This window comes from Nitrospira sp. Vd2, from assembly GCF_979581665.1.
On the sequence record NZ_CEFZSK010000007.1, the window covers coordinates 34,820 to 57,139 of the forward strand.

Genomic DNA, 22,320 nt, shown 5'->3' on the forward strand with positions numbered 1-22,320 from the left:
GCCAGTCAGTCCGGAAAGCACCGCGGGCTCTGCTGCGGACAGCCGTACCAAGTAGAAGGACCGAGTTGCTGCTGATTCTGCCGCATGTCCCATGGCGAGGGTTGTCTCGGCTGCATTGGGCGGCCATACGCATCACGCTGGTCGTAGGCGGTGGGACCGGTTCGACCGATCGGGCTGTCACTCATACAGGCCGATACCGCGAGCAGCAATGCAGCGGTGAGAAGAGACATCGTCACTCTGCTTGTCATGTTGGAATTCCTTTCTGCTCCCGATCCGATCGTCTACGGCCCCCTCGGAATGCCGAGAGATCATACTGCAGCAACTCGCCGATGTCTTCAAGCGTCAGGTCGGCGGGCGGCGGTGGAGCGCTCGGATCGCAGGCGTAGTGCCCTTGCCGCACGAACACGGCTGTCACCTTGTTCCGCCAGCGCTCTTTGATGGCCGCGATGATGCGCGGCTTATCGTCGATCAGCACGTAATGCTCGGCGGGATAGCGGCGCTCCACGTCCGCAAGCTCATCTTCCTTGTGAATGTAGATGAGGACGTGGCCGTCGACGGCACGGGCCAGTCCCGCCTGCTCGATCTTTCTCGGCTGAAAGACCACGTCGCCGTCCGAGAGAATGACAGCCTGTCCCCACTGTTGGACATGCCGGATCGCCTCGAATGCCTTTGGGAACAGCCGCTCGGCGAAGGGATAGTTGATCAAATAGTGCGAGACCGTGAGCAGGTGCGGATCACGGGGGTACTCGGCCCGGTATCGCTGCAGTGCGCCAAGATAGTCCGCATACCCCAACTCGCGGCGCAATTCCTCGAAGAGTGCCCAATACCGCTCCTGGCGCTCGTGCCCCACTTCCTGTTCCAAATGTCGACGCAGGTCGGCCGTCACGCCGTCGTTGTCCAGCAACGTATTGTCCACGTCGAACAGGAAGACGATCGGACCCGCCCCTGACTGAGTTACCTTCATGGTTCTGCCATTGTGCGCCTATCGCGATCCAGCGGGTATCAGAGGATGAAGAAGGGTCATCGTTCCGTCCGCCATTGGAAAATGCTCGCCCGGCCGTATTGACATTGGTTCTCAGAATCATCTAACGTAGCGACCGCAACAGCGCCAAGGCCAGCGAGCACGACTCCAGAGCCCGCGGGAATTCATGTCCCGCGGGCTTTTTTTATGGCGTTACGCCGAGACGACCGTGAACGAGGTGCGAGCATGAATACTTTACGATGGTCCTTTCACATCATCGTCTTCGCAGTGCCGTTCCTGCCGTTCTCCGGCGTCTCCTTCGCCGAGTATGAAGTTGTCAACGTGACGGACGGGGCGACCGTGACCGGGACGGTCACCTGGAACGGAGACATTCCCGTCCTGCCTCCGTTGAAAGTCTATGCCGACATGGACGTGTGCGGAGAGGAAGTTGAATCGCCCGCCCTGCGCATCGACCCGCACACCCGTGGCGTGCAACACACGCTCGTCTATCTCGAACAGATCGAGCGGGGAAAAGCACCAGCGTCACAGTATCCCTTACACATGGGCCGGCATCCGCATCGGCCGGACAGCCGTGTCTGCCTGTTCGAAGAACACGTCTTTCCCTTCGTCCGGACATCCGACGTGTCGATCGTCAACTTCGAGCCGATCCTGCACAACCCGCATTTTTTTGACGACCGCCAGGCAAGCCTCTTCAACGTCGCACTGCCGACGCCGGATCGGACGATCCATAAGAAGCTCACACGTGCGCAGGGGGTCGGCCTTCGTCTTCAATGCGATGTGCACGTGCACATGAATGCCTGGGCCGCGGCTTTTGATCACCCCTATTTTGCCGTGACCGATGCAGAGGGGCGCTTCTCGATCACCGACGTCCCACCCGGCTCTTACACACTCGTGATGTGGCACGAGGGCTACAAGATTCTTTCCTTTTCGTCGTCGCGTCCGAACTACGACACACCGCACGTGATCCGCCAACGCATCGACATCCCGCCCGGCGGCCGAGTTGAGGTGCATGGCGCATTGCCGGCGCGACCCGTCCCACTCCCGTGACACACCACAGCCATTCATCGCCAGAAAGGAGTTGAATCTTCCATGACGGCTTGGCGCCGACACACCGTTGCCGCAACCGCAATCGCGCTGATCGCCCTGGTCTGTTCCGAGTGGACGGCCCTCATCGAGCACGCCGACGCGATCCCCGCCTTTGCCCGCAAATACAATTTCAACTGTAACGTCTGCCACGTCCCGGGCTTTCCCAAACTCAACGACTTCGGCAACCTTTTTCGCGACCGCGGCTACCAGTTGGGATCGGACGCCGATCTACCCACCTATGAGGGCATCACGATGGGCTTCTGGCCGGTCTCACTTCGGACCACGGTGGGGTATCAACTTGCGACCGTGCGTTCCGATGGGACCGATGTGACCAGCGGGGGGTTCGGCTTTACCGGGCTCGATCTCCTGAGTTTCGGCCTGCTCCATCGCGATCTCGCCTTTGGCGTCGTCTTTACCCCCGGCCTGGGCAGTGCGGGGTTCGGTACCGGACCCTCGGATTCTGATCTCGAGAGCGCGTTCGTACGCCTCATGCGGCTCGAACGCTTTCTCGGCCTCTCCGGCGAGAAGGGCGACTATTGGTTCAATCTGCGGCTCGGCAAATTCGAGCTGGACGTGCCCTTCAGCGAAAAACGCAGTCCGACGCTCAATACGCCGATTACCATGTATCACTACTTGCCCGGCACCCCGTACACGGCGACGATCACCGGCACGGCCACCAGCAGCTACGCGAACCCGAACACGTTCGCGATCGGGGAAAATCAACCGGGTGTGGAGCTGAGCGGCATCACCAAGACGTCGGGGACCGGCGGATATTTTCGCTATAGCGTTGCCGGCCTGAGTACGAATTCCTTTTCAGGACCGCTGGCCGGCTGTGCCGCGGGGACGACGTGCGGGACCGGCGGGCGAGGCGTGAATTTCTACGGCCACCTCACGCAATCGTTCGGCGGATACGGCATCGTGACCGGCCAGCGGGTCGGCATATTCGGCGCCTATGGCCATGCACCGACCCTCGTCAATCCCACCTGCCCGACGTGCGCGGCCGTGGCCGGGGATGGCCAAGCGTTCAATCGAATCGGCGCGGACGTCAGCTTGACGTTGAACGGCGAGTGGAATCTGTTCGGGGCCATCATGCTTGGGAACGACAGCAAACATATGTTCGAGTCGCAAGGCATCGTGAGCGCGCAGAACGCGAAATGGACCGGGGGATTCGTAGAGTTGGATTACTACCCCACCCTGCTCCCGTTCACCGAGATGCCTGGATGGTTCTTTGCCTACCGGTACGACATCATCCGCAATGAGCGCCAAGGCGACCCCTCGTTCGCTCAAAACTTCAACGACGTCGACTCCCACACCTTTCTGGTGCGCTACTTTGTTCATCAATCGGCCCGGACGGCGCTCGCCATTCATGCGGAGTACAATACCTATCGGACGAAGGGCGTGGGCACGGGAGGGGGCGACTTGCTCGGGCAAACAATGCTCATTGGGTTCGACTTTGCGCTGTAACCAGAATGGGAAGCCACGCCGCGCCCTTTTCGAGAGAGCACGCAGGATCTCACATGGGGAGAAGCACGTGATCCAGCTGACTCGTGGCCTTGCGCACCTCGGCCTCGGGATCGTTCTGCTCCTCACGGCGAATTGCGCGAGCGCGGCCAAGCCATGCCCGACGTGCCAGGGCCCGGATCGGTATGTTCGAATCGCACTCGTCCCCTCCACCGGACGCACCGACGCGCATTTCGAGCATCCCTTGGTCTTGTCTCGCGAGCATTGGCGAATGATTCTGAAGAGCCTTCGCCTGAAATCTCGGCCGGCGTCTCTGCTTCCGCTTCAAGCCGGGGATGGGACGCTCGCAGTACCGTTCACCGATGAGGAAATCGAGTATCTGAGCGAGCAGCTTCAGCGCGCCTTCGCGGCCTGCGGAAGCGAGGAATGGGTCCTCTTCGGATTCAATGAGCCCCGTACGGCGGACGTGCGCTCGCTGACAGGCGGCGTCTGGTTCACGGAAGGCGGTTCTCTCCATCTCACGCTCACGCAGTACCGATTCGCGGTGACGCTTCCGACAGTCCAGTCACTCTTGCGGGATCATCCGCTGCGGGCCAGCGGCGACGACTCCTATGAATTTGTCCCGGATGCGCAACATGTCGTGAGCTCTCCGCCGCCGCAACTTCGCGGGACCGTGCAAGGTCATCCCACGCACGTGGCCATTGATTACCATGCGATGTTGAGCGCAAAGCCAGCGTCGGAGGAAGCCATGGGATCATCCCAGCGCTCCGCTCCTTCCCCTTTGCACATAGAAGAGCGATTGCAAACACTGGAACGCTTGAAGGAGCGGAACTTGATCACGGAGGAGGAATACAAGAGCAAGCGGCGCGAAATCCTCAACTCGCTCTAGTAGCGCGGCACTACACCAAGCGTCCCTGTAGCCCGTAGGCCAACGCCGCGGCCAGGGCGCCTGTGGGCCGAGGCGGGAATCGAGGAGTCACATGGGACAGAGAGATGGCTCCACGGCACCATACGTCACCTCAGACCACGCCGGATGCTCGTTCTCTTTTGAAGCTCGCCTCTTATCGTGGTGCCTTCTTTGTACTCGCTTGAGCGCCGCTCCCCAATGATGCCGCTGCATCATTTTCGATCCTCTCGGCCAGCCGTCTGATTGCAATTCGTGCCTGCGTGCCGCACGATAGACGCCATGGAATACGTCCATCTCGGTCGGTCAGGCGTGAAGGTGAGCCGGCTCTGCCTAGGGTGCATGAATTTCGGCCCGGAGACGTCCGAAGCCGACAGCGGCCGCATCATGGACCAGGCGCTCGAAGCGGGGATCAATTTTTTCGATACCGCGAACGTCTATGGGTGGAAGGTCGGTGAAGGGATCACGGAGCAGATCATTGGGCGGTGGCTGGCGCAGCTCGGCCGTCGTGACAAGATCGTGCTCGCGACCAAGGTCTACGGGCGGATGGGGGATTGGCCGAATCACTCGCGGCTCTCGGCGCTCCACATTCGCCAGGCGTGTGAAGGAAGCCTGCGCCGTCTCAAGACCGACTACATCGACCTCTATCAAATGCACCACATCGATCGCGAGACGCCATGGGACGAGATCTGGCAGGCAATGGAGCAACTCTACCGGGAAGGCAAGATTCTCTACGTGGGCAGCAGCAACTTCGCCGGATGGCATATTGCGCAAGCACAAGAGATGGCCAAAGCGCGCCGGTTCATGGGCCTCGTGTCGGAGCAAAGCCTCTACAACCTGCGTGATCGCATGATCGAGCTGGAGGTGATCCCGGCCTGCGAGGCCTACGGCGTCGGTGTCATTCCCTATAGCCCCTTGGCGGGCGGGCTACTCGGTGGCGTGTTGCAACGCGTGAAGGAGGGCCGGCGCGCCTCGGAGGACATTCAAAAGGAACTGGAGCGACACAAGTCGAAGATCGTCGCCTATGAAGCGCTGTGCGAGGAGATCGGTGCCCCGCCCGCCGACGTCGCTCATGCCTGGGTGTTGCAGCAGCGTGGCATCACGTCGGTCATCATCGGTCCTCGCACCATTGAACAGCTCCACGGCGGGGTTCGCGCGCTCAAGCTGACCCTGACGCGTGAAACGCTGGCGCGGCTGGATGCGATCTTCCCCGGGCCCGGTGGGCCCGCGCCTGAAGCCTATGCCTGGTGATCTCTGATTGCTACGGCACTGGGCTGCCTGTCGACACAGCCGCTTCGCTCCCCCACATCCATAGCAAAGCCGCGACGGTGGACCCGGCCAGATCGGCAACGAGGTCCCAGGGATCGGCCTCGCGCAACGGAACGAAGGCCTGATGAATCTCATCCGTCACGCCATAGAGCGTGGCCGCCGCGATGGCCATCAGCACAGCCGTCCCGGCAGCCAGACCGCTTCCATACCGAAACGCGCGATAGCAGAGAATGCTGAGCAGGCCGTATTCCCCGGCATGGATGAGCTTATCGCCGAACAGGGGCAGGAGGCCGGGCACGAGCGTTTCCGGATGGCTCAGCGAGGACAGATAAAAGATGGTCGCCGCGTACACGATCGGCGGCAGCCAATAGCCGAGTTGCCCCCACTGCGGTCCCGTCGTGCCATCGAATGACTTCTCCATGTCTCGTCTCTTTCTCGCTCTAAGCGAAAACCGTTCCTCCGTAGTTGTGGTATGTGCTGACTTTGGTGGAGAGCCGAATGACGTGGCGCCGACCATGAACAGACTGAGCAGTTCTCAATGAAGCCGCACTCTAGGTGGTGAATCTACCCGTCGATCTCCGAAGATTAGGAGGCGCTACGGACCAGTCACTGCTGACGCTATCAATGTCCCTCGTTGCATATTGCGCGGAACGCAGAGATCACGAGGACCGACATTAGGGAATCCCAGTCCTGCGGATGGTCATCGACGTACTTCTTAACCATACTGTGGAGCTGACTATAGGAATTCTGGCGTTGAGTAATGCAGTAGACGATATTCTTGTACATCGTCTCCGGCGATGAAAGTGGCGCGTCGACACCTTGCCGCTTTAGAGCTTCGTGCCCCAATTCCATCATCAACACCGCCTGTGTCCAGGCTTCTAGTGCGCCGACCACGAAGGAAACTTGTGGACCTTCAGGCATGTGAAGCCATTCATTGCCATCGATGACATGTCTCGGGGTTTCGGCTTCAGCTATCGCAAGGACTGACTGCGTCAGACTGAGCACAAACGCTACGATCAGGATCAGCATCTACACTCACCGTAACGAACAGTACCAAGAGCCGTGGTAGCCGTCAATGAGAGGACGTCTAATCATCGTTATCTATGGATGGACTTAGTGATGTGTACGAATTAACTCCCTGTATCATTGAGCGCGGTTCGTTGAAAGCCCGTGCCCCCTATGACATACTCGCCTCACGCTTGTCACCATCCTCGCGCAGATAAGAACCATGAAAACCGCCGACCTTTGCTTTCTCTTGCACATGCATCAGCCTTACTACACCGATCGCGTGGCCGGGACGGCCAGCATGCCGTGGGTCAGGCTCCATGCCGTGAAGGCCTATTACGACATGGCGGCCGCGCTGGAACGATTTCCCGGCGTGCAGGCGACGTTCAACTTTACCCCATCCCTGCTCCTGCAACTTCAAGAATTGGCATTGGGCACCGTCGTCGATCTCTTCCTCGAATACGCCAAGCGCCCGGCGGCCGACCTGTCGCTCGTCGAGCAAGCGTTCCTGTTGCGACATTTTTTCTCGGCCAACTGGACGACGATGGTCCGGCCCTATCCGCGCTATCACGAGTTGCTCGTGAAGCGGGGCCTCGACGTGCAGGGCCAGGACCTCGAGCGGCTCGCCCGCCACTTTACCACGCAGGAGTTCCTCGATTTGCAGGTCTGGCACAACCTCGCGTGGTTTGGCTATGGCGCCGTGGCCCGCTATCCGCGGCTTGCGGCGCTGCGGCTGAAGGATCGCGGTTTTACCGAGGAGCACAAGCAAGAGGTCCTCGCCCTTCAGCAACAGGTCATCGCCGACATTGTTCCCTTGTACCGGCGCTTGACGGAGCGCGGACAGATCGAGCTCACGACGACGCCGTTCTACCATCCCATTCTCCCGCTGATTCTCGATACGGAGATCGCACGGCGCTGCCAGCCGCACGCGACGTTGCCGCCTCGATTTCAGGCGCCACGCGATGCCGAGGCCCACCTGCACCGGGCCATTGCGTTGCACGAGTCGGTGTTCGGCCATCGGCCGCACGGCCTCTGGCCGGCGGAAGGATCGGTGTGTCCCGAAATGGTGCCATTGGTGCGGAAGGCGGGGCTCTCGTGGATGGCGACAGATGAAGGGATTCTCGCCCGCTCGCTCGGGCACTGGAATCGAGCCGACGATCTCTACCATCCCTATCGCGTGGCGCACGAAGGACAGGACATCACCATGATCTTTCGCGACCGCGAAATCTCGGATGCGTTTGGTTTCGTCTACTCGAAATGGACGCCCGATGCGGCCGTGGAGGACGTGCTCCGGCGCCTGACTGGGATCGTAGAACACAGCCGCGCGGATCATCTGTTGATCGCCATCATTCTCGACGGCGAAAATCCGTGGGAGCACTATCATGAGGGGGGAGAGCCGTTTCTCACCGGCTTGTACAAGGCACTCCAGAACGGCCTGCACACGGCGGGCCATCGGATTGAGACGAGCACGGTCAGCGACTCTCTCCACCGTCACCCCGCTACCAAGTCGCTCCATCATCTCCACTCCGGCTCCTGGATCAATGCAGACTACAAAATTTGGATCGGCCATCCGGAAGACAATCGCGGGTGGGAACTGCTCCGGGATACACGAGGGCGGCTCATGGAAGCGGCCTCCCGCGTCCCCGAAGCGCGGGTGCAGCAGGCGTGGGACGAGCTGTATGCGGCGGAGGGCAGCGACTGGTTTTGGTGGTACGGCGATGACTTTCAGACCGATTACAAGGCCGAATTCGACGCCCTGTTTCGCGCGCACCTCCGTAATGTGTTTCTGCGACTCGATGAGCCGGTTCCCGATTCGCTCCTCACGCCCGTCACGGGGGCACACGCCGCCGAGGCACAGCCCGTTCGCTATCCGGTGCGTCTCCTGAACCCAACGGTGGACGGCGTGGTCACGGATTTTTTCGAGTGGCGCGGGGCGGGCTGGATCGACCCCGCGCCTCCCCTCGGCGCCATGTGGCGCGCGAGCGACGTCTTCACGTTTTTGGGTTTCGGCTACAATGTAGAGGCCTTGTACCTACGGCTCGACATCAAAGGCACCGTGCAACCGAGCCTCGATGCCGAGATTCACCTGTCTGGAGGGGGACAGCACTACAAAGCGGTCTTTCCCCTTCGGGTCTCAGGCTCGAACGGTTTTACGCTCTCCCGCCGTGACGGCGAGCGAGAGGTCCTCATCGGCACCTATCGTACGATCGCGCGGCGGAAGATCGTTGAGGTGGCCGTGCCGTTCAAAGACTTGGGCCTTCAACCCGGTCAGGCCTTCACGTTCGTGCTGGTCGTGACCGAACGCGGCCGTGAGGTCGAACGCCACCCGCGCTATCAGGCGGTCGCCGCGACCGTGCCGGATCACAACTTCGAGGCACGGATGTGGCGAGTGTGAGAAGAGAGTGGTGAGTTCTGAGTGCTGAGTTAACGGACATTTTCCGAAGGCAGCGGAAGCGTACCAGTAATGAGTCAAGTCGAAGAGTAACTACGACCGATCGCTCATCACCCAGCACTCAGCACTCAGCACTTCGCAATAGGGAGGGCAATGCCGGAGCTGAGACGTGATCCCATCGTCGGACGTTGGGTGATCATTTCAACGGACCGAGCCGGCCGGCCGCGTGATTTTCTCGAGACCAGTCACGCGCTCCATCCGCACGCCGACATCTGCCCGTTCTGTCCGGGCCAGGAGCATCTGACTCCGCGCGAGGTCCTTGCCTATCGTCAGCACAACGGCCATCCCAATGGTTCGAGCTGGACCATTCGGGTCGTGCCCAACAAGTTCCCGGCGCTCAAAGTGGAAGGAGAGATGGGCCGCGAAGGCATCGGACTCTACGACCGGATGAACGGCATTGGCGCGCATGAAGTCATCATCGAAACCCCCGACCATAAGACGGCCTTGGCGGATCTCACGCCGAAGGAAATTGAAAACGTCCTGTGGGCGTACCGCGACCGGATCGTCGATCTCAAGCGCGACATTCGCTTTCGGTACATTCTGATTTTCAAGAATCACGGCGCGGCCGCAGGCGCCACGCTGGAGCACAGCCATTCGCAATTGATCGCGCTGCCCATCGTGCCGACCAGTGTCATGGGTGAACTCGACGGCTGCCGCAGCCATTTTCAACAGAAGGAGCGGTGCATCTATTGTGATGTCATCCGCCAGGAGCTACAGGATCGAGTGCGGGTGGTGGCGGACAATGCGGAGTTCATCGTCGTCACGCCGTTTGCGGCCCGCTTTCCGTTCGAGATGTGGATCCTCCCGAAGCGGCACGCGGCCTATTTCGAAGAGAGCCAAAAGATGCAATTCGAACTGCTCGCGCGGGTGCTGTCCGAGGCGCTGCGACGCCTGGATCGTGCGCTCGCCAAACCGGCCTATAACTTTATCCTGCACACCTCGCCGCTGCACGAGAAGACCGGCGACTTCTTCCATTGGCATCTCGAAGTAATTCCGAAACTGACCCAGGTCGCCGGCTTCGAATGGGGGACGGGCTTCTACATCAATCCCGTCACGCCGGAAGAGTCCGCGAAGTTTTTGCAGGAAGTGGAGTTGTGATGTTTGTCGCGGTCCTGCTAATTGGAAATCTCAGACGTCCATCAGTGCTCATCTGAATATTACAGGATGTTCAAAAAGGCCTATATTTCACCCGCCCGCCCCAGGCGCGCCAAGACGCGCCCCTTCCCGGCCAAGGCCCCAGCGAGGCGCACGGCGTCACGGATAAGTGACGCCACGTTTGTGCGCGCCGGCGAGATGGTGAGCCGGCCGTGTCTTGGGGCGAGGTACGTTGAGCCTCCGAGCGAGGCGAGGTGCGCGAGGCAAGGAGTAACTCGCCTCACGTTCGCGCACGGGCGCGAGTTGGTGAGCGCCCAGTGTCTTGAAGCTGGCGGCCTTTTTCAACATCCTGCTCTAGTTCTGCTGCACCTTCTCCACCGCCTGTAGCACCATCACACCTTCCGCCGCCTTACCGAATTGCATCGTGAACCGCCGGTGAATCTCCAACGTGTCCTTCGCGTTCAGCTCCGCGCGACCGCCGAGCTTTAGCAGCAAGGAGACCGCGGTGTTGTGCATGATCAGGACCTGCTCGTCGTTGTCAAACCCGCTGAGGATCTCTTTGAGCGCCTCGACCGGCACGGCGAGCGTCGGCCGCTCGCCCGCTTCGTCGATCAGCCCTTGGAGCATGGTACGCGCGGCTTTGAAATCCATAGGCCCTCCTGTTCACTGTAGGAAGCGCAGTATAACAGGTTCTTGCCGAATCCCCTTGCTGGCCATCCAAGAATCACCGTATCATCGTCCCATGCGCGTGCAGCTCAGCTATCCGCACCGGACCGTGGAGGTGCCAGGCCCGAAACGCGTGAAAGACCTCTTGCGCGAGCTGAAACTCGTCCAAGAGGCCCATCTCGTCATCCGCGGCGATGAACTCGTGACGGAGGACGAAGTCCTCAAAGACACCGATGACGTGGAGATCAGGCCGGTGATCTCTGGCGGCGCAGCACCGCCGGTCCATCATTCAACATTGAACATTCATCATTGACGTTCACATGAACTGTACCAAGTGCCATACCAAAGCCGTCATCGGCCTTCCCCGGCACAATGCCTCCTTCTGTAAGCCCTGCTTCAATGAGTTCACGCACGACCAAGTGGTGCGAGCCATCAAGTCGGAGCGCATGTTCGGCAAGGAGGATCGGATTCTCGTGGCAGTCTCCGGCGGGAAGGACAGCCTTGCACTCTGGCACATTCTGCTCGCGCTCGGCTACCGGGCGGACGCGCTCTATGTCGATCTTGGCATCCCGAACTACTCGGAGCAGTCGCGGGAGAAAGTCGAACGATTTGCACAGGCGACGGCGGCCGCGCATGGCGCGAAGCTGCTGATTCACACCGTACAGGAGGAAGAAGGTGCCGGCATTCGGGAGCTCGCGATGGCGATCCATCGCCCGACCTGCTCGACCTGCGGGACGATCAAGCGGTATCAATTCAACCGTGCCGCAGTCGAGGCGGACTACGACGTGATGGCGACCGGGCACAACCTGGACGATGAAGCCGCGCGCCTGCTCGGGAACGTGCTTCACTGGCAGACCGACTATTTGGACAAGCAGGGGCCGAGCTTGCCGGCGTCGGTTGAAGGATTTGCCAAGAAGGTCAAGCCGCTCTACCGCCTCTCGGAGCGTGAAATCGCCGCCTATGCCGTGCTGAACCGCATCGATTACATCGTCGAAGAATGTCCGATGGCGAAGGGCTCCAAGATGCTCCTGTACAAGGACGTGCTCAACCGGTTGGAAACGGAATCGCCGGGCACCAAGCAGCGTTTCTATTGGGGATTCCTCGATCGCCGGAACGCGGACGCCGGCTCGGCCGCGTCGATGACGGAGAAAGATCAAGCCGCGCTCCATCCGTGTGCATCATGCGGCCAACCGACCACGGCGAACGTCTGCTCCTACTGTAAGATGATGGCGCGCGCGAAGGCGGGGCGGCACTCCTGAAGTCCCGTCGATCTGTGTGCTGCACCGCGCGGCCGTCTGCCTTGAAAACGTCCCGGGCAGCCCGTAAGCTTTACGTAGACGTTGATCGGAGTGTCTGATGCCAACGACTGAACGTGATTATTACGCGATCCTCGGCGTACCGCGCACGGCGAGCGCGGATGACATCAAGAAGGCGTACCGCCGCCTCGCCCGCCAATACCATCCCGATCTCCACTCGGGCGCGAAGAAGACCGAGATGGAGAAGAAGTTCAAAGAATTGAACGAGGCGAACGAGGTGCTCGGGGATCCGGAGAAGCGCAAGAAATACGATCGCTGGGGCCACCGGTGGCAGGAAGCCGAGGCGTATGAAAAGGCGCGCGAGCAGGCGGGCGCGGCCGGCTGGTCGGGCGCACGGCCGAGTGGCGGCTTTCAGTGGAGCCAAGAATACTCCGGCGGCGAGGGGCAGGACTTCGGCGACTTCTTCCAAAATATTTTCGGCGGCGGTCGGGCACGGGCGCGCTCGCCGTTCGAAGGCTTTGCCGTGCAGGGCGAAGACCTCGAGGCCACGGTACGCTTGACGTTACGAGAGGTGCTGACCGGCGTCAGTCGGCGGGTACAACTTTCCCAGCCCACACCGTGTCCGACGTGTCAGGGCAGCGGCGTGGTCCGCGGGAAGGCCTGCCCGACGTGTGGTGGGAGCGGGACCCGAACGGAACTCAAAACCATCGACGTGAAAATTCCGGCGGGCGTGCAGGAAGGCACGCGCGTCCGCGTGGCGGGCAAGGGCGCGCCCGGTCACAATGGCGGGAAGCCCGGCGATCTCTACCTGTTGGTCCACATCGAGGCACATCCGGTCTTCCAACGGCAGGGCTCCGATATTCATGTGAGCCTGCCGGTCTGGCCATGGGAAGCCGCCTTGGGCGCGGACGTCCTCGCGCCGACGTTGACCGATCCCGTCCGCATCAAAGTCCCGCCGGCCAGCCGTGCCGGGGCCAAGCTCCGACTCCGGGGAAAAGGACTCCCCACCGCATCCGGCGGGCACGGCGACCTTTTCGTCACGCTCCAGATCGCGATGTCACCCGCCGTGACCGATGAGGAGCGCAAGCTCTACGAGCAGCTCGCGCGGATCCCGCACCCCGACCCCCGCGCCGACCTCCTTCGCACCGCCCGAGTCTGAGCTGGAGGCCGGCCGGTGACCCTCGTCGAATATACCCTGTTCTCCTTCGGCTCGCTCTTCATCATCGTCGATCCGATCGCCGCCGTGCCCGCCTTCCTCGCGATGACGGCCCGCGAACCCGTGATGAGTCGCCTGCGGACGGCCCGTGTCGCCTGCATGGCCGCGGTCGGCATTTTGGCCGGCTTTGCGCTGCTCGGCCCGACCTTGTTCCGGATTTTAGGCATCACCATGCCGGCGTTCGAGATTGCGGCCGCCCTCGTGCTCCTGCTCGTCGCCCTCGACATGTTGCGCGCGCAACGGTCGGCGGTCCAGGAAACGGCGGAAGAAACCGCGGAGGGCGTCACGAAGGACGACGTGGCGATCACACCGTTGGCGATGCCCATGCTCGCCGGCCCCGGCGCATTGTCCACGATCATCCTCCTCGACGCGCAAGCTCAGACGTGGGCGCAGCAGGTGGTTCTGTTGCTCTCCCTCGTCGCCGTCGGCGTGGCGAGCTACTTGACGTTTGCCATTGCCGGCCGGGGCGCGCAGTGGCTGGGACCGATCGCCATCAAGATCATCACGCGGTTGATGGGACTGCTATTGGCGGCGGTCGCCATTCAATTCATCATCAATGCGCTCCGGGGCGAGGGTGGCTTGCTCGCGCGATGAGGCGGCGATGGAGTACCATGAAACAGGCATTCAACCAGGAAAGGGAGGAGCTATGCGGAGGACAGGAATCGGCAGAGCAGTGAGCATCGGCGTGGCCCTATGTGCGCTGGTTGTCGCAAGCCCGGTGTGGGCGGATCCGCCCGATGGGCACCGTGACGGGAAGGGGTACGGGGAAAGCGAATACGGACACGGCCGATACGGCGACGGCGGCTACGAGAAAGATGGTGGCCACGGCTATGGTATGGGCATGATGAGCGGCATGATGCACGGCAGCACGACGCATCTGCTCCGCCACATGATCAAGCACGAGAAGGACATCGGGCTCAAGGAGGATCAAGTCGCCAAGCTAAAGGACATGCAGCTCAACTTGGACAAGGCCCGGATCAAGATGGAAGCGGACATCATGGTGCTCCAGCGCGAGGTCAAGGCGCTGATGGAAGACGACAAATCGGACCTGGGGGCCATCGAATCCAAGCTGAAGCAGAGCGAAGACCTCGAGGTTGCGCTTCGGATGCTTGCGATCAAGACCCGGCGCGATGCGATGGCGCTCCTGACGCCCGAGCAGCGCGAGAAGGAAAAGGCCGTGCACGAAAAGATGATGCAGGAGCATCGGATGATGATGGGTGGCCAGCGATCGAAGGGCGAGAAGAAAGAGAGCGGCACGCAGCAGAAACCACAATAACAGGAGGTGCGCACATGAAGCCGGTCAGCCTCGTTGCATTGCTCGTCGGAGCCATGGCCCTCGTGGCAACAGTCCCCGCTTGGAGCGATCAGAAGGCCAAGGTGACGGATCTCGTGAAAGACGCCAAGGTCACGATCGACCAAGCCATCAAGACGGCATCCGAGAAGGTACAGGGAACCGTCGTGGAAGCGGAGCTGGAGAAGAAGCACGACAAGACGGTCTGGGAAGTGGAAATCGTGGACGCCGCCAACACCGTGATGGAAGTCCATATCGATGCCTCGACCGGCGACGTGATCGATACCGAGAAGAAGGAAGAGAAGAAGGAAGGCAAGAAAGGAAAGAAATAGTGACGGGAGCGACGCGCCGGGCGCTGCCGCGCGCGTCGCTCACCCCATCGGCATCCAAGGCGGTTTCTCCGTTCGTCCTCGAACTTATCTCAAAGTCATTTACAACCGCGGAGAGTACTCGAAACGGGGGCAATGACTCCGCTTGAAGACAGAGCGGCGTGGATCGCTCTGACGCTCGGGACGGCTTGGCGCCTGACCAAGACACGGCCGGCTCACCATTCGCCGGCGTCCGCAAGGCGTGACGCTCATTATTCTTCGCGTCGCGGACCTCTGATGTCGCTCCGCCACTGCCCGCGTTCCGACTGCAGGAAGATGATTTTGAGATCGGGTTCTCGCCTCAACACCCGCTCACATCGGCTCTGCGCCGTTGACCCTTCGGCGTCGTCTGTGCGACAGTGTCTGCCCTAGGCTGGCCGTCGTAACCATGTTCCGGCACGCCGGCGGCCCAGGAGGAATGATGGATCGATTGAAACACAAGAGTCACGACTTGACAGAAGGACCGGGCCGCGCGCCCGCCCGCGCTATGTTGAAGGCAGTCGGCTACACCGACGAGGACCTCGCACGTCCGTTGATCGGGGTCGCGAATACCTGGATCGAGGTCATGCCGTGCAACTACCACCTGCGGCGGTTGGCTGAACAAGTGAAGGCGGGTATTCGCGCCGCCGGCGGGACGCCGATCGAGTACAACACCATCGCAGTCTCCGACGGCATTTCGATGGGCACCGAAGGCATGAAGGCGTCGCTGATCAGTCGAGAAGTCATCGCCGACTCGATCGAGCTGGTCGCCCGAGGCCATTTGTTCGATGCGGTCATCGCGCTCTCCGGCTGTGACAAGACCATTCCCGGTACCGTGATGGCCCTCGCCCGCCTCAACGTTCCGTCGCTGATGCTGTACGGCGGCTCGATCATGCCCGGGCAGTTTCAAGGACACAACGTCACCATTCAGGATGTCTTCGAAGCGGTCGGCGCCCATGCAGCGGGGAAAATGAGCACCGAGGAATTGAAGGACCTCGAGGACCACGCATGCCCGGGGCCTGGCGCCTGCGGCGGGCAATTCACGGCGAACACCATGGCGATCGCGTTCGAATTTCTCGGCGTGTCGCCCATGGGCTTCAATGGCATCCCGGCGATGGACCCGCGCAAGGATGAAGTGGCCGTACGCTGCGGCCAGTTGGTGATGGAGCTGTTGCGGAAGGATCTCCGGCCCAAACAGATCATCACGCGTGAGGCCTTGGAAAATGCGATCGCCGCGGTTGCGACGACCGGTGGCTCGACGAATGCCGTCCTGCACCTGCTCGCGGTGGCGCGGGAAGCCGGTGTGCCACTCACGATTGATGATTTTGATACCATCAACCGTCGCGTCCCGCTGTTGGCCGACCTCAAGCCCGGTGGTCGGTTCATGGCCGCCGACCTGTACGCCGCGGGCGGCACGACGCTCGTGGCCAAGCGGCTGTTCGATGCCGGCCTGCTCCATCCCAATCAGCCGACGGTCACGGGCAAGACCATCGGCGAGGAAGCCAAGCAGGCCACCGAGACGCCGGGGCAGCAGGTCCTTCGCCCGCTGTCCAACCCGCTGAAGTCGACCGGCGGTCTTGTCATCTTGAAGGGCAACTTGGCGCCGGAGGGCTGTGTGGTCAAAGTCGCCGGCCACGGCATGATGACGTTCCGCGGCCCGGCGAAAGTGTTCGATCGCGAGGAGGACGCCTTTGCCGCCGTCCAGCGTCGCGAGATCGAGGCGGGCGACGTCGTCGTCATCCGCTATGAAGGCCCATCCGGAGGGCCCGGCATGCGAGAGATGCTGGGCGTGACCGCGGCGATCGTCGGCGAGGGCTTGGGTGAATCCGTGGCGCTGCTCACCGACGGCCGCTTTTCTGGCGCGACGCGGGGGCTCATGGCGGGCCATGTCGCGCCCGAGGCGGCAAAGGGTGGGCCGATTGCGGCCGTCCGCAACGGCGATATCATCGTCTTCGACATCGGCCAGCGACGCCTCGAGGTCGAGCTCTCCACCGACGAGATCAAGCAACGTCTCAGTCAATGGAGGCCGCCGACTCCCCGCTACACCATCGGCGTCATGGCGAAATACGCCCGCCACGTCTCCTCAGCCTCCGAAGGGGCCGTCACGAGCTGAGTTGACGTCACGCGTGTGCTGAAGTACGAGCGACGGCGCTCGATTCGTCAATGGAGTTGCTCACGATGAATGATGCCGGTGATAGTCGGCACGAATTCAGCCTCCGCTTGCGCCGCCAGCAGAGTCAGGAACGGTTTAGAGGTCGTCTCTCAGATCCTCGCCTCGTAGCCCGCCTCTGACCTCTCCGCCCGGTGAGCCGAAGGGGAGGTTGATTGCCTCTCTGCATCGTTGTTCGCTCTGGTTATCCTCTGGACAGGCTTCTTGCTTTTGCTATCGTACAGCGGACGACGACACTGCGTGGAGAAGAGGAGCCGACAAGCTGTGAGCTCCGGCGTGCGGGCGATTCGAACGTGCGCTTTCCGGTCTCGATGGAATCAGGTATATCAACGCCAATCCTCTGACGGGGAATGTCTTGATCCGCTTCAATGATAGTCTCATCACACCGAATCGGATTCTCGGGGCATTGGGAGCGCAGGGATACCTGAAGCGTTCGAGCGCAACGCCACAACCCGGACATCTCGTTGCTGAGTCCCCGGTCCAGTTGATTCGCGAGACCGTGCTCACGCGGCTGCAGCTTGGCATCATGATCCCTAGCCTCGTGTGGATGATTTCCGGGATGGGGGGCGTTGCAGCGTATGCGCTCGAAAAATATGGCCGCCCCCTGCCCGGGTTGGAACCAGGCAAGGAGGAACAGACGCCCAATGGGCGAGAGGAAGAGGAAACGTTTCTTGGCGGCTATTTCCTGACCGCCCCCTTTGTCTCCAATCCCTCGTTTACCGCGCGCCCGAACAACACCGGCCGAGTGGCGATGCGGCACATGCTGCACTTGGAGACGGACCTGTACAAGCAATATCTGACGTTCTACACGGACCAGAACTTCTTTTCGGATCGAGACACCGGATGGATCAAGCTGAGTGAATGGGACGATACCTACGCGCTAACCGGGATCATTCATCATTGGAACTGGCGGATTCAGTACGAGCGCGATAAACCCCTGGATCAGAGCGGCTTGCAACAGATCTATGCTGACACGCTCGTCACCTATCGGCTGCAAGCGGAACACGATTGGACATGGTTTCGCAAACAGTTTCCCAATCAAAATCTGACCGCGTACGCCGGCGTCGGTTGGCTGTTCTTCAACCACAATTACTTTGCGCGACCCGATAATACGGGGTCGGCTCTCTACCGGTACGTCGCCCATGTGGATCTGGACCTCTATCGGGAGCGGATCATCCTCTACGGGGATATCAACATGTTCACGGACCGAACGAATGGGCATGCGATTCGACCGTCCGAGCTCGATTGGATCGTGGGACTGGCCGTTCGCTGGAGGGATGTAGAACTGAGCGTCTACCGCGAGCAGGACCGACCCGTGGATCGATCAGGGTTCATCCAAGCCTATTACGCGGTCCAGCTTCGCTATGCGTTCGATCTGCCAAAGGGGGTTGTACAAAAGGCCATGCGGAAGCTCGGCGCGTTAGGAAAATAGGAGCGCCGTTCCCTCTGTATGTCACCGCATCACTTGCCGACGCAATTCTCGAAGATGTCGTCGCAATGCTCCTCATCCTGATAGAAGGGAGGGACGGAGTCGTACTGTACACCGTCGACGCGATCATTCTTGAGTCCGAGCGTGGCCCAACAGCCGTGGTGTACGCGCGGGACGCTGCTTTTGGAAGCGGCAAATGATTCTTCGAGGACCGAGGCTTCCTGGTAGTACCTGAGCACCACCACATCACCGACGGTGCGCTCCTCAACCGGCGGGCTGCTCGTGCAATTCATCAACTCGTGCTTCGTCTTTCCGATGAGCGCTTGCTGGATAGAAGACGCGGGCACCACTCTCTCTGACGGCGCGCCGGCACAGCCCAGTATCCCCATACAGACCAGCAGAGAGAGCCACGCGAGCAGTGATGGGCCGCTTCTGTTCCTCAAGACTCGCCCCTTGGTTCTGAAGGAATAAAATATTGCCGGTCCCGGGTCGTCACACCCACGCAACCCCTGCTCAATCGTTCACCCTGAATCTGGCACCACTCTAATCCCTCTTCGAACCGCCGTCAATCCGGCCTGGCACTGACACAACCATCCTCGCATCTCTGACACTCACTCCGGAAGGGAACGAGAACTCTCCGGTCGGCGAGACGGTGCCGTGGCTACCATAGCGCGTCATGAGACCCGCAATTGATGAATGTCATCGATCAATTCCTGCAGTTTCCCGAGTGCATGGCTACGCTGTTGCGGCGTAATGATCTGATCCACTTCGACGATCATGTCACGCACCGCGTGCTCGAAGCGCTCCATCGCGACGCGATAGGTCGGAGGCGCCTCGTTCATGGGGGCGAGCATCAAATTGGCCAAGCCGTGGATGAGCGCGGCCGGCTCCCGCGTTTTCCACAGCGTCTCGACGAATTGCCGCTGTCGCGCGCTCCGGTATTCCAGGCGAATTCGCTGAACATCCGGCAACCGCCGGCTTAACTCCACCACGCGGTCACGTTGGTCCTTGGTAAGAGTCCCGAGCCAGTCCGTGAGCCATCGCACGGTATCCGAGGCGCGCCGGTCCAACCGCTCGCTTACCGGGACGCCGAGAAGATGTTGCCACTTGTCTTGCTCTTTCCGGAAGACATGCTCCAAGTACCGGACCTGCCCCTCGTTGATCGATGTCAGGAAGAGCACCGCATCCCCGCTGACGCGCTGAAAGAGATCCTGCTTCAATTGCTCGTAGCGTGCAAAGGCCCAGTCGACCTCTTGGCGGGTGATCCCGTCGGCGCTCCGGTGCTTCACCTCGGCGAGAAAGGCCTCGTAGACCGGCAGCGCTTCTCGACGATGGCTGGCAAGGATCGACTGCACCCGGCTGCGCACGAACTGCTTTTGCTCGGATCGCAGGTCAAAGTAGTCGTCGACCTTCCAGGTGACGAGCCGATCCGCATGCCGATACAGGAACGTTGGCGCGCACGACGCCAACAGAACGAGCACGAGCAGGCAAAAAATACAGGCCGACCGGGCAGGAGAAGCTCTGAACATTGAGTGGAAGGCCCGCCTTAGCGGGTCCCTGTATCGTACCATGCGGATCCTGAGACCATCTTCAGATTGATTCACTTAAGACTTTTGTCGTATTCATCGAGAGAAGCGCTTGCCGATGGATGTCGAACGAGAGTACGATGCAGCAGATCTCAGTCCCTTCGCCTCCACGTGAGTACGCCTATGGCCGGCCGTTTTCTGAGATCGGTTGCCGTACTTGGCACGGTGCTGGCTCTCTCCCCCACCGCCATCTTCGCCAGCGACACCAGCCGGCCCTTCTGGACCGAACAGGCGATGCTTCGGTTCGGGGACGACCTCTTGTTCGTCGGCCAGGCGTCGTGCGCCGCCAGCGTGGAAGAAGGCCGACAGCGGGCTTTCCTTCATGCGGTTCAGGAATTTCGAAACTACAGCCAAGCGAGCACCGCCGTGCCGGCGCTCGCGGAGACCCAAATGACTTATGAGGAATGGAACAGCCGCGGCTGTGAGAGCGGGACGGTCAGCGTGTGGCGCCTCGTGAAGATGCGCGGGGGCCGGTTGACATGGCGGGGAGAGGCGAAGAGCCCAAACACGTTATACACCAAGCCGGCGACTCAGCCGCCAGCCCTTTGGATCGGAATGACCCGTGATCAAGTCTTCGATCGCCTTGGTCGACCCTCCTCACTCACGTTACGAAGGGGCAATCAACTCACGTGGGAATATCGACGGGTGGGATTGATCGTAGAGTTTGATCGGCAGTTCCTCGTGGCGGGGTGGAGGCCTATCGGGTCCGCGCCCTCTCCGGAAACCATCGGTTCCAGCCTTGCCATCACGAAGCCGGTTCAGCTCCCCATTGATCCGAATGGTCGTTAGTGCCGATCGTAGAACGATTTGATCGTCTCCACCACGTACGTCAACTCCCGATCCAACAGCTCGGCATAGATGGGGAGCGACAACACTTCCTCCGCCGCTCGCTCCGAGACCAGTAGCGAGCCGGCTCGATAGCCGAGGTCACGATAACACGGCTGGAGATGTAACGGGACGGGGTAGTAGACCTCGGTTCCGACGCCGCGTTCCTTCAAATACGCCCTCAGCGCATCACGGTTGGGAACGCGAATCGTATATTGGTTGAACACGTGTTCATTGCCCTTCTCGGTGGTCGGCAAGGTGATGCGTTCGGTCAGCTTGGCGTCTCTGAAGAGCTGCTCGTAGCGGGCGGTGTTTCGCCGGCGACCGTCCGCCCATCGGTCCAAATATTTGAGCTTCACGTGCAACACCGCCGCCTGAAGCGCGTCCAGACGACTGTTGATGCCGATCACTTCATGCACGTAGCGGACCTTGCTCCCGTGCACGCGCAGCATGCCCAGTCGTTCACTCAGTGCCGCCTCTTGGGTCGTAATCACACCGCCGTCGCCAAAGCCTCCCAAGTTCTTTGAGGGAAAGAAGCTAAAACATCCGGTTGTTCCCATCGCTCCCGCCCGGTGCCCGTTTCGTGATGCGCCAATCGCCTGACACGCATCCTCGATCACCGGCACGCCTCGCCGCCGGGCAATGGACAGGATCGCCTCCATATCGGCGCATTGGCCGAACAGATGCACGGGAATAATCGCCTTGGTTCGGGGCGTGATCGCGCGTTCGAGCAGATGCGGGTCCATGTTAAACGTGTCCGGCACGATATCGATGAACACCGGCTTCGCACCAAGTCTCGATACCGCTCCTGCCGTGGCGAAGAACGTGAACGGCACCGTAATCACCTCATCACCGGCCTCCACGCCAAGGGCCATCAATGAGAGCAACAGCGCGTCGCTGCCCGACGCGACGCCAATGGCGTGCCGAGTCCCGGTATAGTCGGCAACTGCGCGTTCGAAGTCGGCGACCCGTGGGCCGAGAATGAAACCTTGTTCGTCACAGACCGCTTCAATCGCCGCGAGCACTTCGGCGCGGATGGACCGATACTGGGCTTTGAGATCGAGGAGCGGAATATTCACGGGATCTCCCTGGTTAGAAACCGTGCCACCACACGACGCTACCACGATTACCCGCATTTGCAATTGCCGTCAAGACAGGGCTGTGGCGATGTGTGAAGAATGGCGAGAGTCAGGTCTCTTTACGGTAGCTGAGTGACGGAGGAGGGAGCCGGCGCGACGACTGCAGCGTCGGCCGGCGGTTGTTTTGAAGAGGTGCGGATG

Annotated in this window: 23 protein-coding genes; 15 read left to right on the forward strand and 8 right to left on the reverse strand. The window is 60.9% G+C overall.

The annotated features are described in order from the left end of the window. Positions 1 to 5 precede the first annotated feature (5 nt). Positions 6 to 248, reverse strand: coding sequence for a hypothetical protein (locus AC1U7K_RS03710; RefSeq protein WP_480249446.1), 243 nt, complete (start codon positions 246 to 248; stop codon positions 6 to 8). Then, on the reverse strand, positions 245 to 964 hold the full coding sequence (locus AC1U7K_RS03715; protein ID WP_480249447.1) for an HAD family hydrolase: 720 nt from the start codon (positions 962 to 964) through the stop codon (positions 245 to 247). The genes AC1U7K_RS03710 and AC1U7K_RS03715 overlap by 4 nt, the downstream gene beginning before the upstream one ends. A gap of 243 nt (positions 965 to 1,207) precedes the next feature. Between AC1U7K_RS03715 and AC1U7K_RS03720 the strand changes: the two genes are divergently transcribed. The 4 genes from AC1U7K_RS03720 to AC1U7K_RS03735 all read left to right on the forward strand — a co-directional run bounded on the left by AC1U7K_RS03720 (position 1,208) and on the right by AC1U7K_RS03735 (position 5,684). Continuing rightward, entirely contained in the window at positions 1,208 to 2,029 is an 822-nt protein-coding gene (locus tag AC1U7K_RS03720; RefSeq protein ID WP_480249448.1) for a peptidase associated/transthyretin-like domain-containing protein, read from the forward strand. Positions 2,030 to 2,071: 42 nt separating this feature from the next. Beyond that, positions 2,072 to 3,532: a hypothetical protein gene (locus tag AC1U7K_RS03725; protein WP_480249449.1), complete on the forward strand. Its 1,461-nt coding sequence runs from the start codon at positions 2,072 to 2,074 to the stop codon at positions 3,530 to 3,532. A gap of 67 nt (positions 3,533 to 3,599) precedes the next feature. After that, positions 3,600 to 4,418, forward strand: a complete 819-nt coding sequence (locus AC1U7K_RS03730; RefSeq protein WP_480249450.1) for an SHOCT domain-containing protein — start codon at positions 3,600 to 3,602, stop codon at positions 4,416 to 4,418. A gap of 297 nt (positions 4,419 to 4,715) precedes the next feature. Next, positions 4,716 to 5,684, forward strand: coding sequence for an aldo/keto reductase (locus AC1U7K_RS03735; protein WP_480249451.1), 969 nt, complete (start codon positions 4,716 to 4,718; stop codon positions 5,682 to 5,684). A gap of 10 nt (positions 5,685 to 5,694) precedes the next feature. On the opposite strand, the gene AC1U7K_RS03740 is transcribed toward AC1U7K_RS03735, so the two are convergent. Both AC1U7K_RS03740 and AC1U7K_RS03745 read right to left on the reverse strand, forming a co-directional pair. Next, positions 5,695 to 6,123, reverse strand: a complete 429-nt coding sequence (locus AC1U7K_RS03740; protein WP_480249452.1) for a VanZ family protein — start codon at positions 6,121 to 6,123, stop codon at positions 5,695 to 5,697. Between the two features lie 200 nt (positions 6,124 to 6,323). Beyond that, the gene (locus tag AC1U7K_RS03745) at positions 6,324 to 6,731 is read right to left on the reverse strand and encodes a hypothetical protein (RefSeq protein ID WP_480249453.1); all 408 of its coding nucleotides are present in this window, start codon (positions 6,729 to 6,731) and stop codon (positions 6,324 to 6,326) included. A 199-nt stretch (positions 6,732 to 6,930) separates the two neighbouring features. On the opposite strand from AC1U7K_RS03745, the gene AC1U7K_RS03750 reads away from it, so the two are divergent. After that, complete coding sequence (locus tag AC1U7K_RS03750; protein WP_480249454.1) at positions 6,931 to 9,102, forward strand: glycoside hydrolase family 57 protein; 2,172 nt, start codon at positions 6,931 to 6,933, stop codon at positions 9,100 to 9,102. Between the two features lie 150 nt (positions 9,103 to 9,252). Continuing rightward, positions 9,253 to 10,257 carry a galactose-1-phosphate uridylyltransferase gene (gene galT / locus AC1U7K_RS03755; protein WP_480249455.1) on the forward strand — a complete coding sequence of 335 codons (1,005 nt, stop codon included), beginning with the start codon at positions 9,253 to 9,255 and terminating at the stop codon, positions 10,255 to 10,257. Between the two features lie 351 nt (positions 10,258 to 10,608). Here galT and AC1U7K_RS03760 read toward each other — a convergent pair whose 3' ends face one another. Further along, entirely contained in the window at positions 10,609 to 10,905 is a 297-nt protein-coding gene (locus AC1U7K_RS03760; protein WP_480249456.1) for a hypothetical protein, read from the reverse strand. Between the two features lie 91 nt (positions 10,906 to 10,996). Between AC1U7K_RS03760 and AC1U7K_RS03765 the strand changes: the two genes are divergently transcribed. The 8 genes from AC1U7K_RS03765 to AC1U7K_RS03800 all read left to right on the forward strand — a co-directional run bounded on the left by AC1U7K_RS03765 (position 10,997) and on the right by AC1U7K_RS03800 (position 18,632). Next, positions 10,997 to 11,233 (forward strand): MoaD/ThiS family protein, encoded by a 237-nt coding sequence (locus AC1U7K_RS03765; protein ID WP_480249457.1) that lies wholly within the window; start codon positions 10,997 to 10,999, stop codon positions 11,231 to 11,233. A 7-nt stretch (positions 11,234 to 11,240) separates the two neighbouring features. Continuing rightward, positions 11,241 to 12,179 carry a PP-loop family protein gene (locus AC1U7K_RS03770; RefSeq protein WP_480249458.1) on the forward strand — a complete coding sequence of 313 codons (939 nt, stop codon included), beginning with the start codon at positions 11,241 to 11,243 and terminating at the stop codon, positions 12,177 to 12,179. A 97-nt stretch (positions 12,180 to 12,276) separates the two neighbouring features. Further along, complete coding sequence (locus tag AC1U7K_RS03775; RefSeq protein WP_480249459.1) at positions 12,277 to 13,335, forward strand: DnaJ C-terminal domain-containing protein; 1,059 nt, start codon at positions 12,277 to 12,279, stop codon at positions 13,333 to 13,335. A gap of 15 nt (positions 13,336 to 13,350) precedes the next feature. Further along, a complete protein-coding gene (locus tag AC1U7K_RS03780; protein WP_480249460.1) occupies positions 13,351 to 13,986 on the forward strand; it encodes a MarC family protein in 636 nt (211 codons plus the stop codon). Positions 13,987 to 14,038: 52 nt separating this feature from the next. Next, positions 14,039 to 14,668 (forward strand): Spy/CpxP family protein refolding chaperone, encoded by a 630-nt coding sequence (locus tag AC1U7K_RS03785; RefSeq protein WP_480249461.1) that lies wholly within the window; start codon positions 14,039 to 14,041, stop codon positions 14,666 to 14,668. A 14-nt stretch (positions 14,669 to 14,682) separates the two neighbouring features. Further along, positions 14,683 to 15,015 (forward strand): PepSY domain-containing protein, encoded by a 333-nt coding sequence (locus AC1U7K_RS03790; protein WP_480249462.1) that lies wholly within the window; start codon positions 14,683 to 14,685, stop codon positions 15,013 to 15,015. A 454-nt stretch (positions 15,016 to 15,469) separates the two neighbouring features. Next, positions 15,470 to 17,143 (forward strand): dihydroxy-acid dehydratase, encoded by a 1,674-nt coding sequence (ilvD, locus tag AC1U7K_RS03795; RefSeq protein ID WP_480249463.1) that lies wholly within the window; start codon positions 15,470 to 15,472, stop codon positions 17,141 to 17,143. Between the two features lie 412 nt (positions 17,144 to 17,555). Continuing rightward, positions 17,556 to 18,632, forward strand: coding sequence for a hypothetical protein (locus tag AC1U7K_RS03800; protein ID WP_480249464.1), 1,077 nt, complete (start codon positions 17,556 to 17,558; stop codon positions 18,630 to 18,632). Between the two features lie 29 nt (positions 18,633 to 18,661). On the opposite strand, the gene AC1U7K_RS03805 is transcribed toward AC1U7K_RS03800, so the two are convergent. Together AC1U7K_RS03805 and AC1U7K_RS03810 are read right to left on the reverse strand one after the other, a co-directional pair. Next, on the reverse strand, positions 18,662 to 18,976 hold the full coding sequence (locus AC1U7K_RS03805; protein WP_480249465.1) for a hypothetical protein: 315 nt from the start codon (positions 18,974 to 18,976) through the stop codon (positions 18,662 to 18,664). Between the two features lie 327 nt (positions 18,977 to 19,303). After that, positions 19,304 to 20,158, reverse strand: a complete 855-nt coding sequence (locus AC1U7K_RS03810; protein WP_480249466.1) for a DUF6279 family lipoprotein — start codon at positions 20,156 to 20,158, stop codon at positions 19,304 to 19,306. A 180-nt stretch (positions 20,159 to 20,338) separates the two neighbouring features. On the opposite strand from AC1U7K_RS03810, the gene AC1U7K_RS03815 reads away from it, so the two are divergent. Continuing rightward, positions 20,339 to 21,004: a hypothetical protein gene (locus AC1U7K_RS03815; protein WP_480249467.1), complete on the forward strand. Its 666-nt coding sequence runs from the start codon at positions 20,339 to 20,341 to the stop codon at positions 21,002 to 21,004. Here the strand turns inward: AC1U7K_RS03815 and AC1U7K_RS03820 are convergent. Next, positions 21,001 to 22,119 carry a DegT/DnrJ/EryC1/StrS family aminotransferase gene (locus AC1U7K_RS03820; protein ID WP_480249468.1) on the reverse strand — a complete coding sequence of 373 codons (1,119 nt, stop codon included), beginning with the start codon at positions 22,117 to 22,119 and terminating at the stop codon, positions 21,001 to 21,003. The two genes, AC1U7K_RS03815 and AC1U7K_RS03820, sit on opposite strands and share 4 nt — an antisense overlap. Between the last annotated feature and the right edge of the window lie 201 nt (positions 22,120 to 22,320).

Excerpts from the sequence above, each read along its gene's own strand:
- AC1U7K_RS03775 (WP_480249459.1), top strand. The coding sequence starts at position 12,277 with ATGCCAACGACTGAACGTGATTATTACGCGATCCTCGGCGTACCGCGC.
- AC1U7K_RS03785 (WP_480249461.1), top strand. The coding sequence starts at position 14,039 with ATGCGGAGGACAGGAATCGGCAGAGCAGTGAGCATCGGCGTGGCCCTA.
- AC1U7K_RS03760 (WP_480249456.1), bottom strand. The coding sequence starts at position 10,905 with ATGGATTTCAAAGCCGCGCGTACCATGCTCCAAGGGCTGATCGACGAA.
- AC1U7K_RS03815 (WP_480249467.1), top strand. The coding sequence starts at position 20,339 with ATGGCCGGCCGTTTTCTGAGATCGGTTGCCGTACTTGGCACGGTGCTG.
- galT (WP_480249455.1), top strand. The coding sequence starts at position 9,253 with ATGCCGGAGCTGAGACGTGATCCCATCGTCGGACGTTGGGTGATCATT.
- AC1U7K_RS03740 (WP_480249452.1), bottom strand. The coding sequence starts at position 6,123 with ATGGAGAAGTCATTCGATGGCACGACGGGACCGCAGTGGGGGCAACTC.
- AC1U7K_RS03790 (WP_480249462.1), top strand. The coding sequence starts at position 14,683 with ATGAAGCCGGTCAGCCTCGTTGCATTGCTCGTCGGAGCCATGGCCCTC.
- ilvD (WP_480249463.1), top strand. The coding sequence starts at position 15,470 with ATGATGGATCGATTGAAACACAAGAGTCACGACTTGACAGAAGGACCG.
- AC1U7K_RS03720 (WP_480249448.1), top strand. The coding sequence starts at position 1,208 with ATGAATACTTTACGATGGTCCTTTCACATCATCGTCTTCGCAGTGCCG.
- AC1U7K_RS03715 (WP_480249447.1), bottom strand. The coding sequence starts at position 964 with ATGAAGGTAACTCAGTCAGGGGCGGGTCCGATCGTCTTCCTGTTCGAC.
- AC1U7K_RS03745 (WP_480249453.1), bottom strand. The coding sequence starts at position 6,731 with ATGCTGATCCTGATCGTAGCGTTTGTGCTCAGTCTGACGCAGTCAGTC.
- AC1U7K_RS03735 (WP_480249451.1), top strand. The coding sequence starts at position 4,716 with ATGGAATACGTCCATCTCGGTCGGTCAGGCGTGAAGGTGAGCCGGCTC.
- AC1U7K_RS03765 (WP_480249457.1), top strand. The coding sequence starts at position 10,997 with ATGCGCGTGCAGCTCAGCTATCCGCACCGGACCGTGGAGGTGCCAGGC.
- AC1U7K_RS03770 (WP_480249458.1), top strand. The coding sequence starts at position 11,241 with ATGAACTGTACCAAGTGCCATACCAAAGCCGTCATCGGCCTTCCCCGG.
- AC1U7K_RS03710 (WP_480249446.1), bottom strand. The coding sequence starts at position 248 with ATGACAAGCAGAGTGACGATGTCTCTTCTCACCGCTGCATTGCTGCTC.
- AC1U7K_RS03810 (WP_480249466.1), bottom strand. The coding sequence starts at position 20,158 with ATGTTCAGAGCTTCTCCTGCCCGGTCGGCCTGTATTTTTTGCCTGCTC.
- AC1U7K_RS03725 (WP_480249449.1), top strand. The coding sequence starts at position 2,072 with ATGACGGCTTGGCGCCGACACACCGTTGCCGCAACCGCAATCGCGCTG.
- AC1U7K_RS03750 (WP_480249454.1), top strand. The coding sequence starts at position 6,931 with ATGAAAACCGCCGACCTTTGCTTTCTCTTGCACATGCATCAGCCTTAC.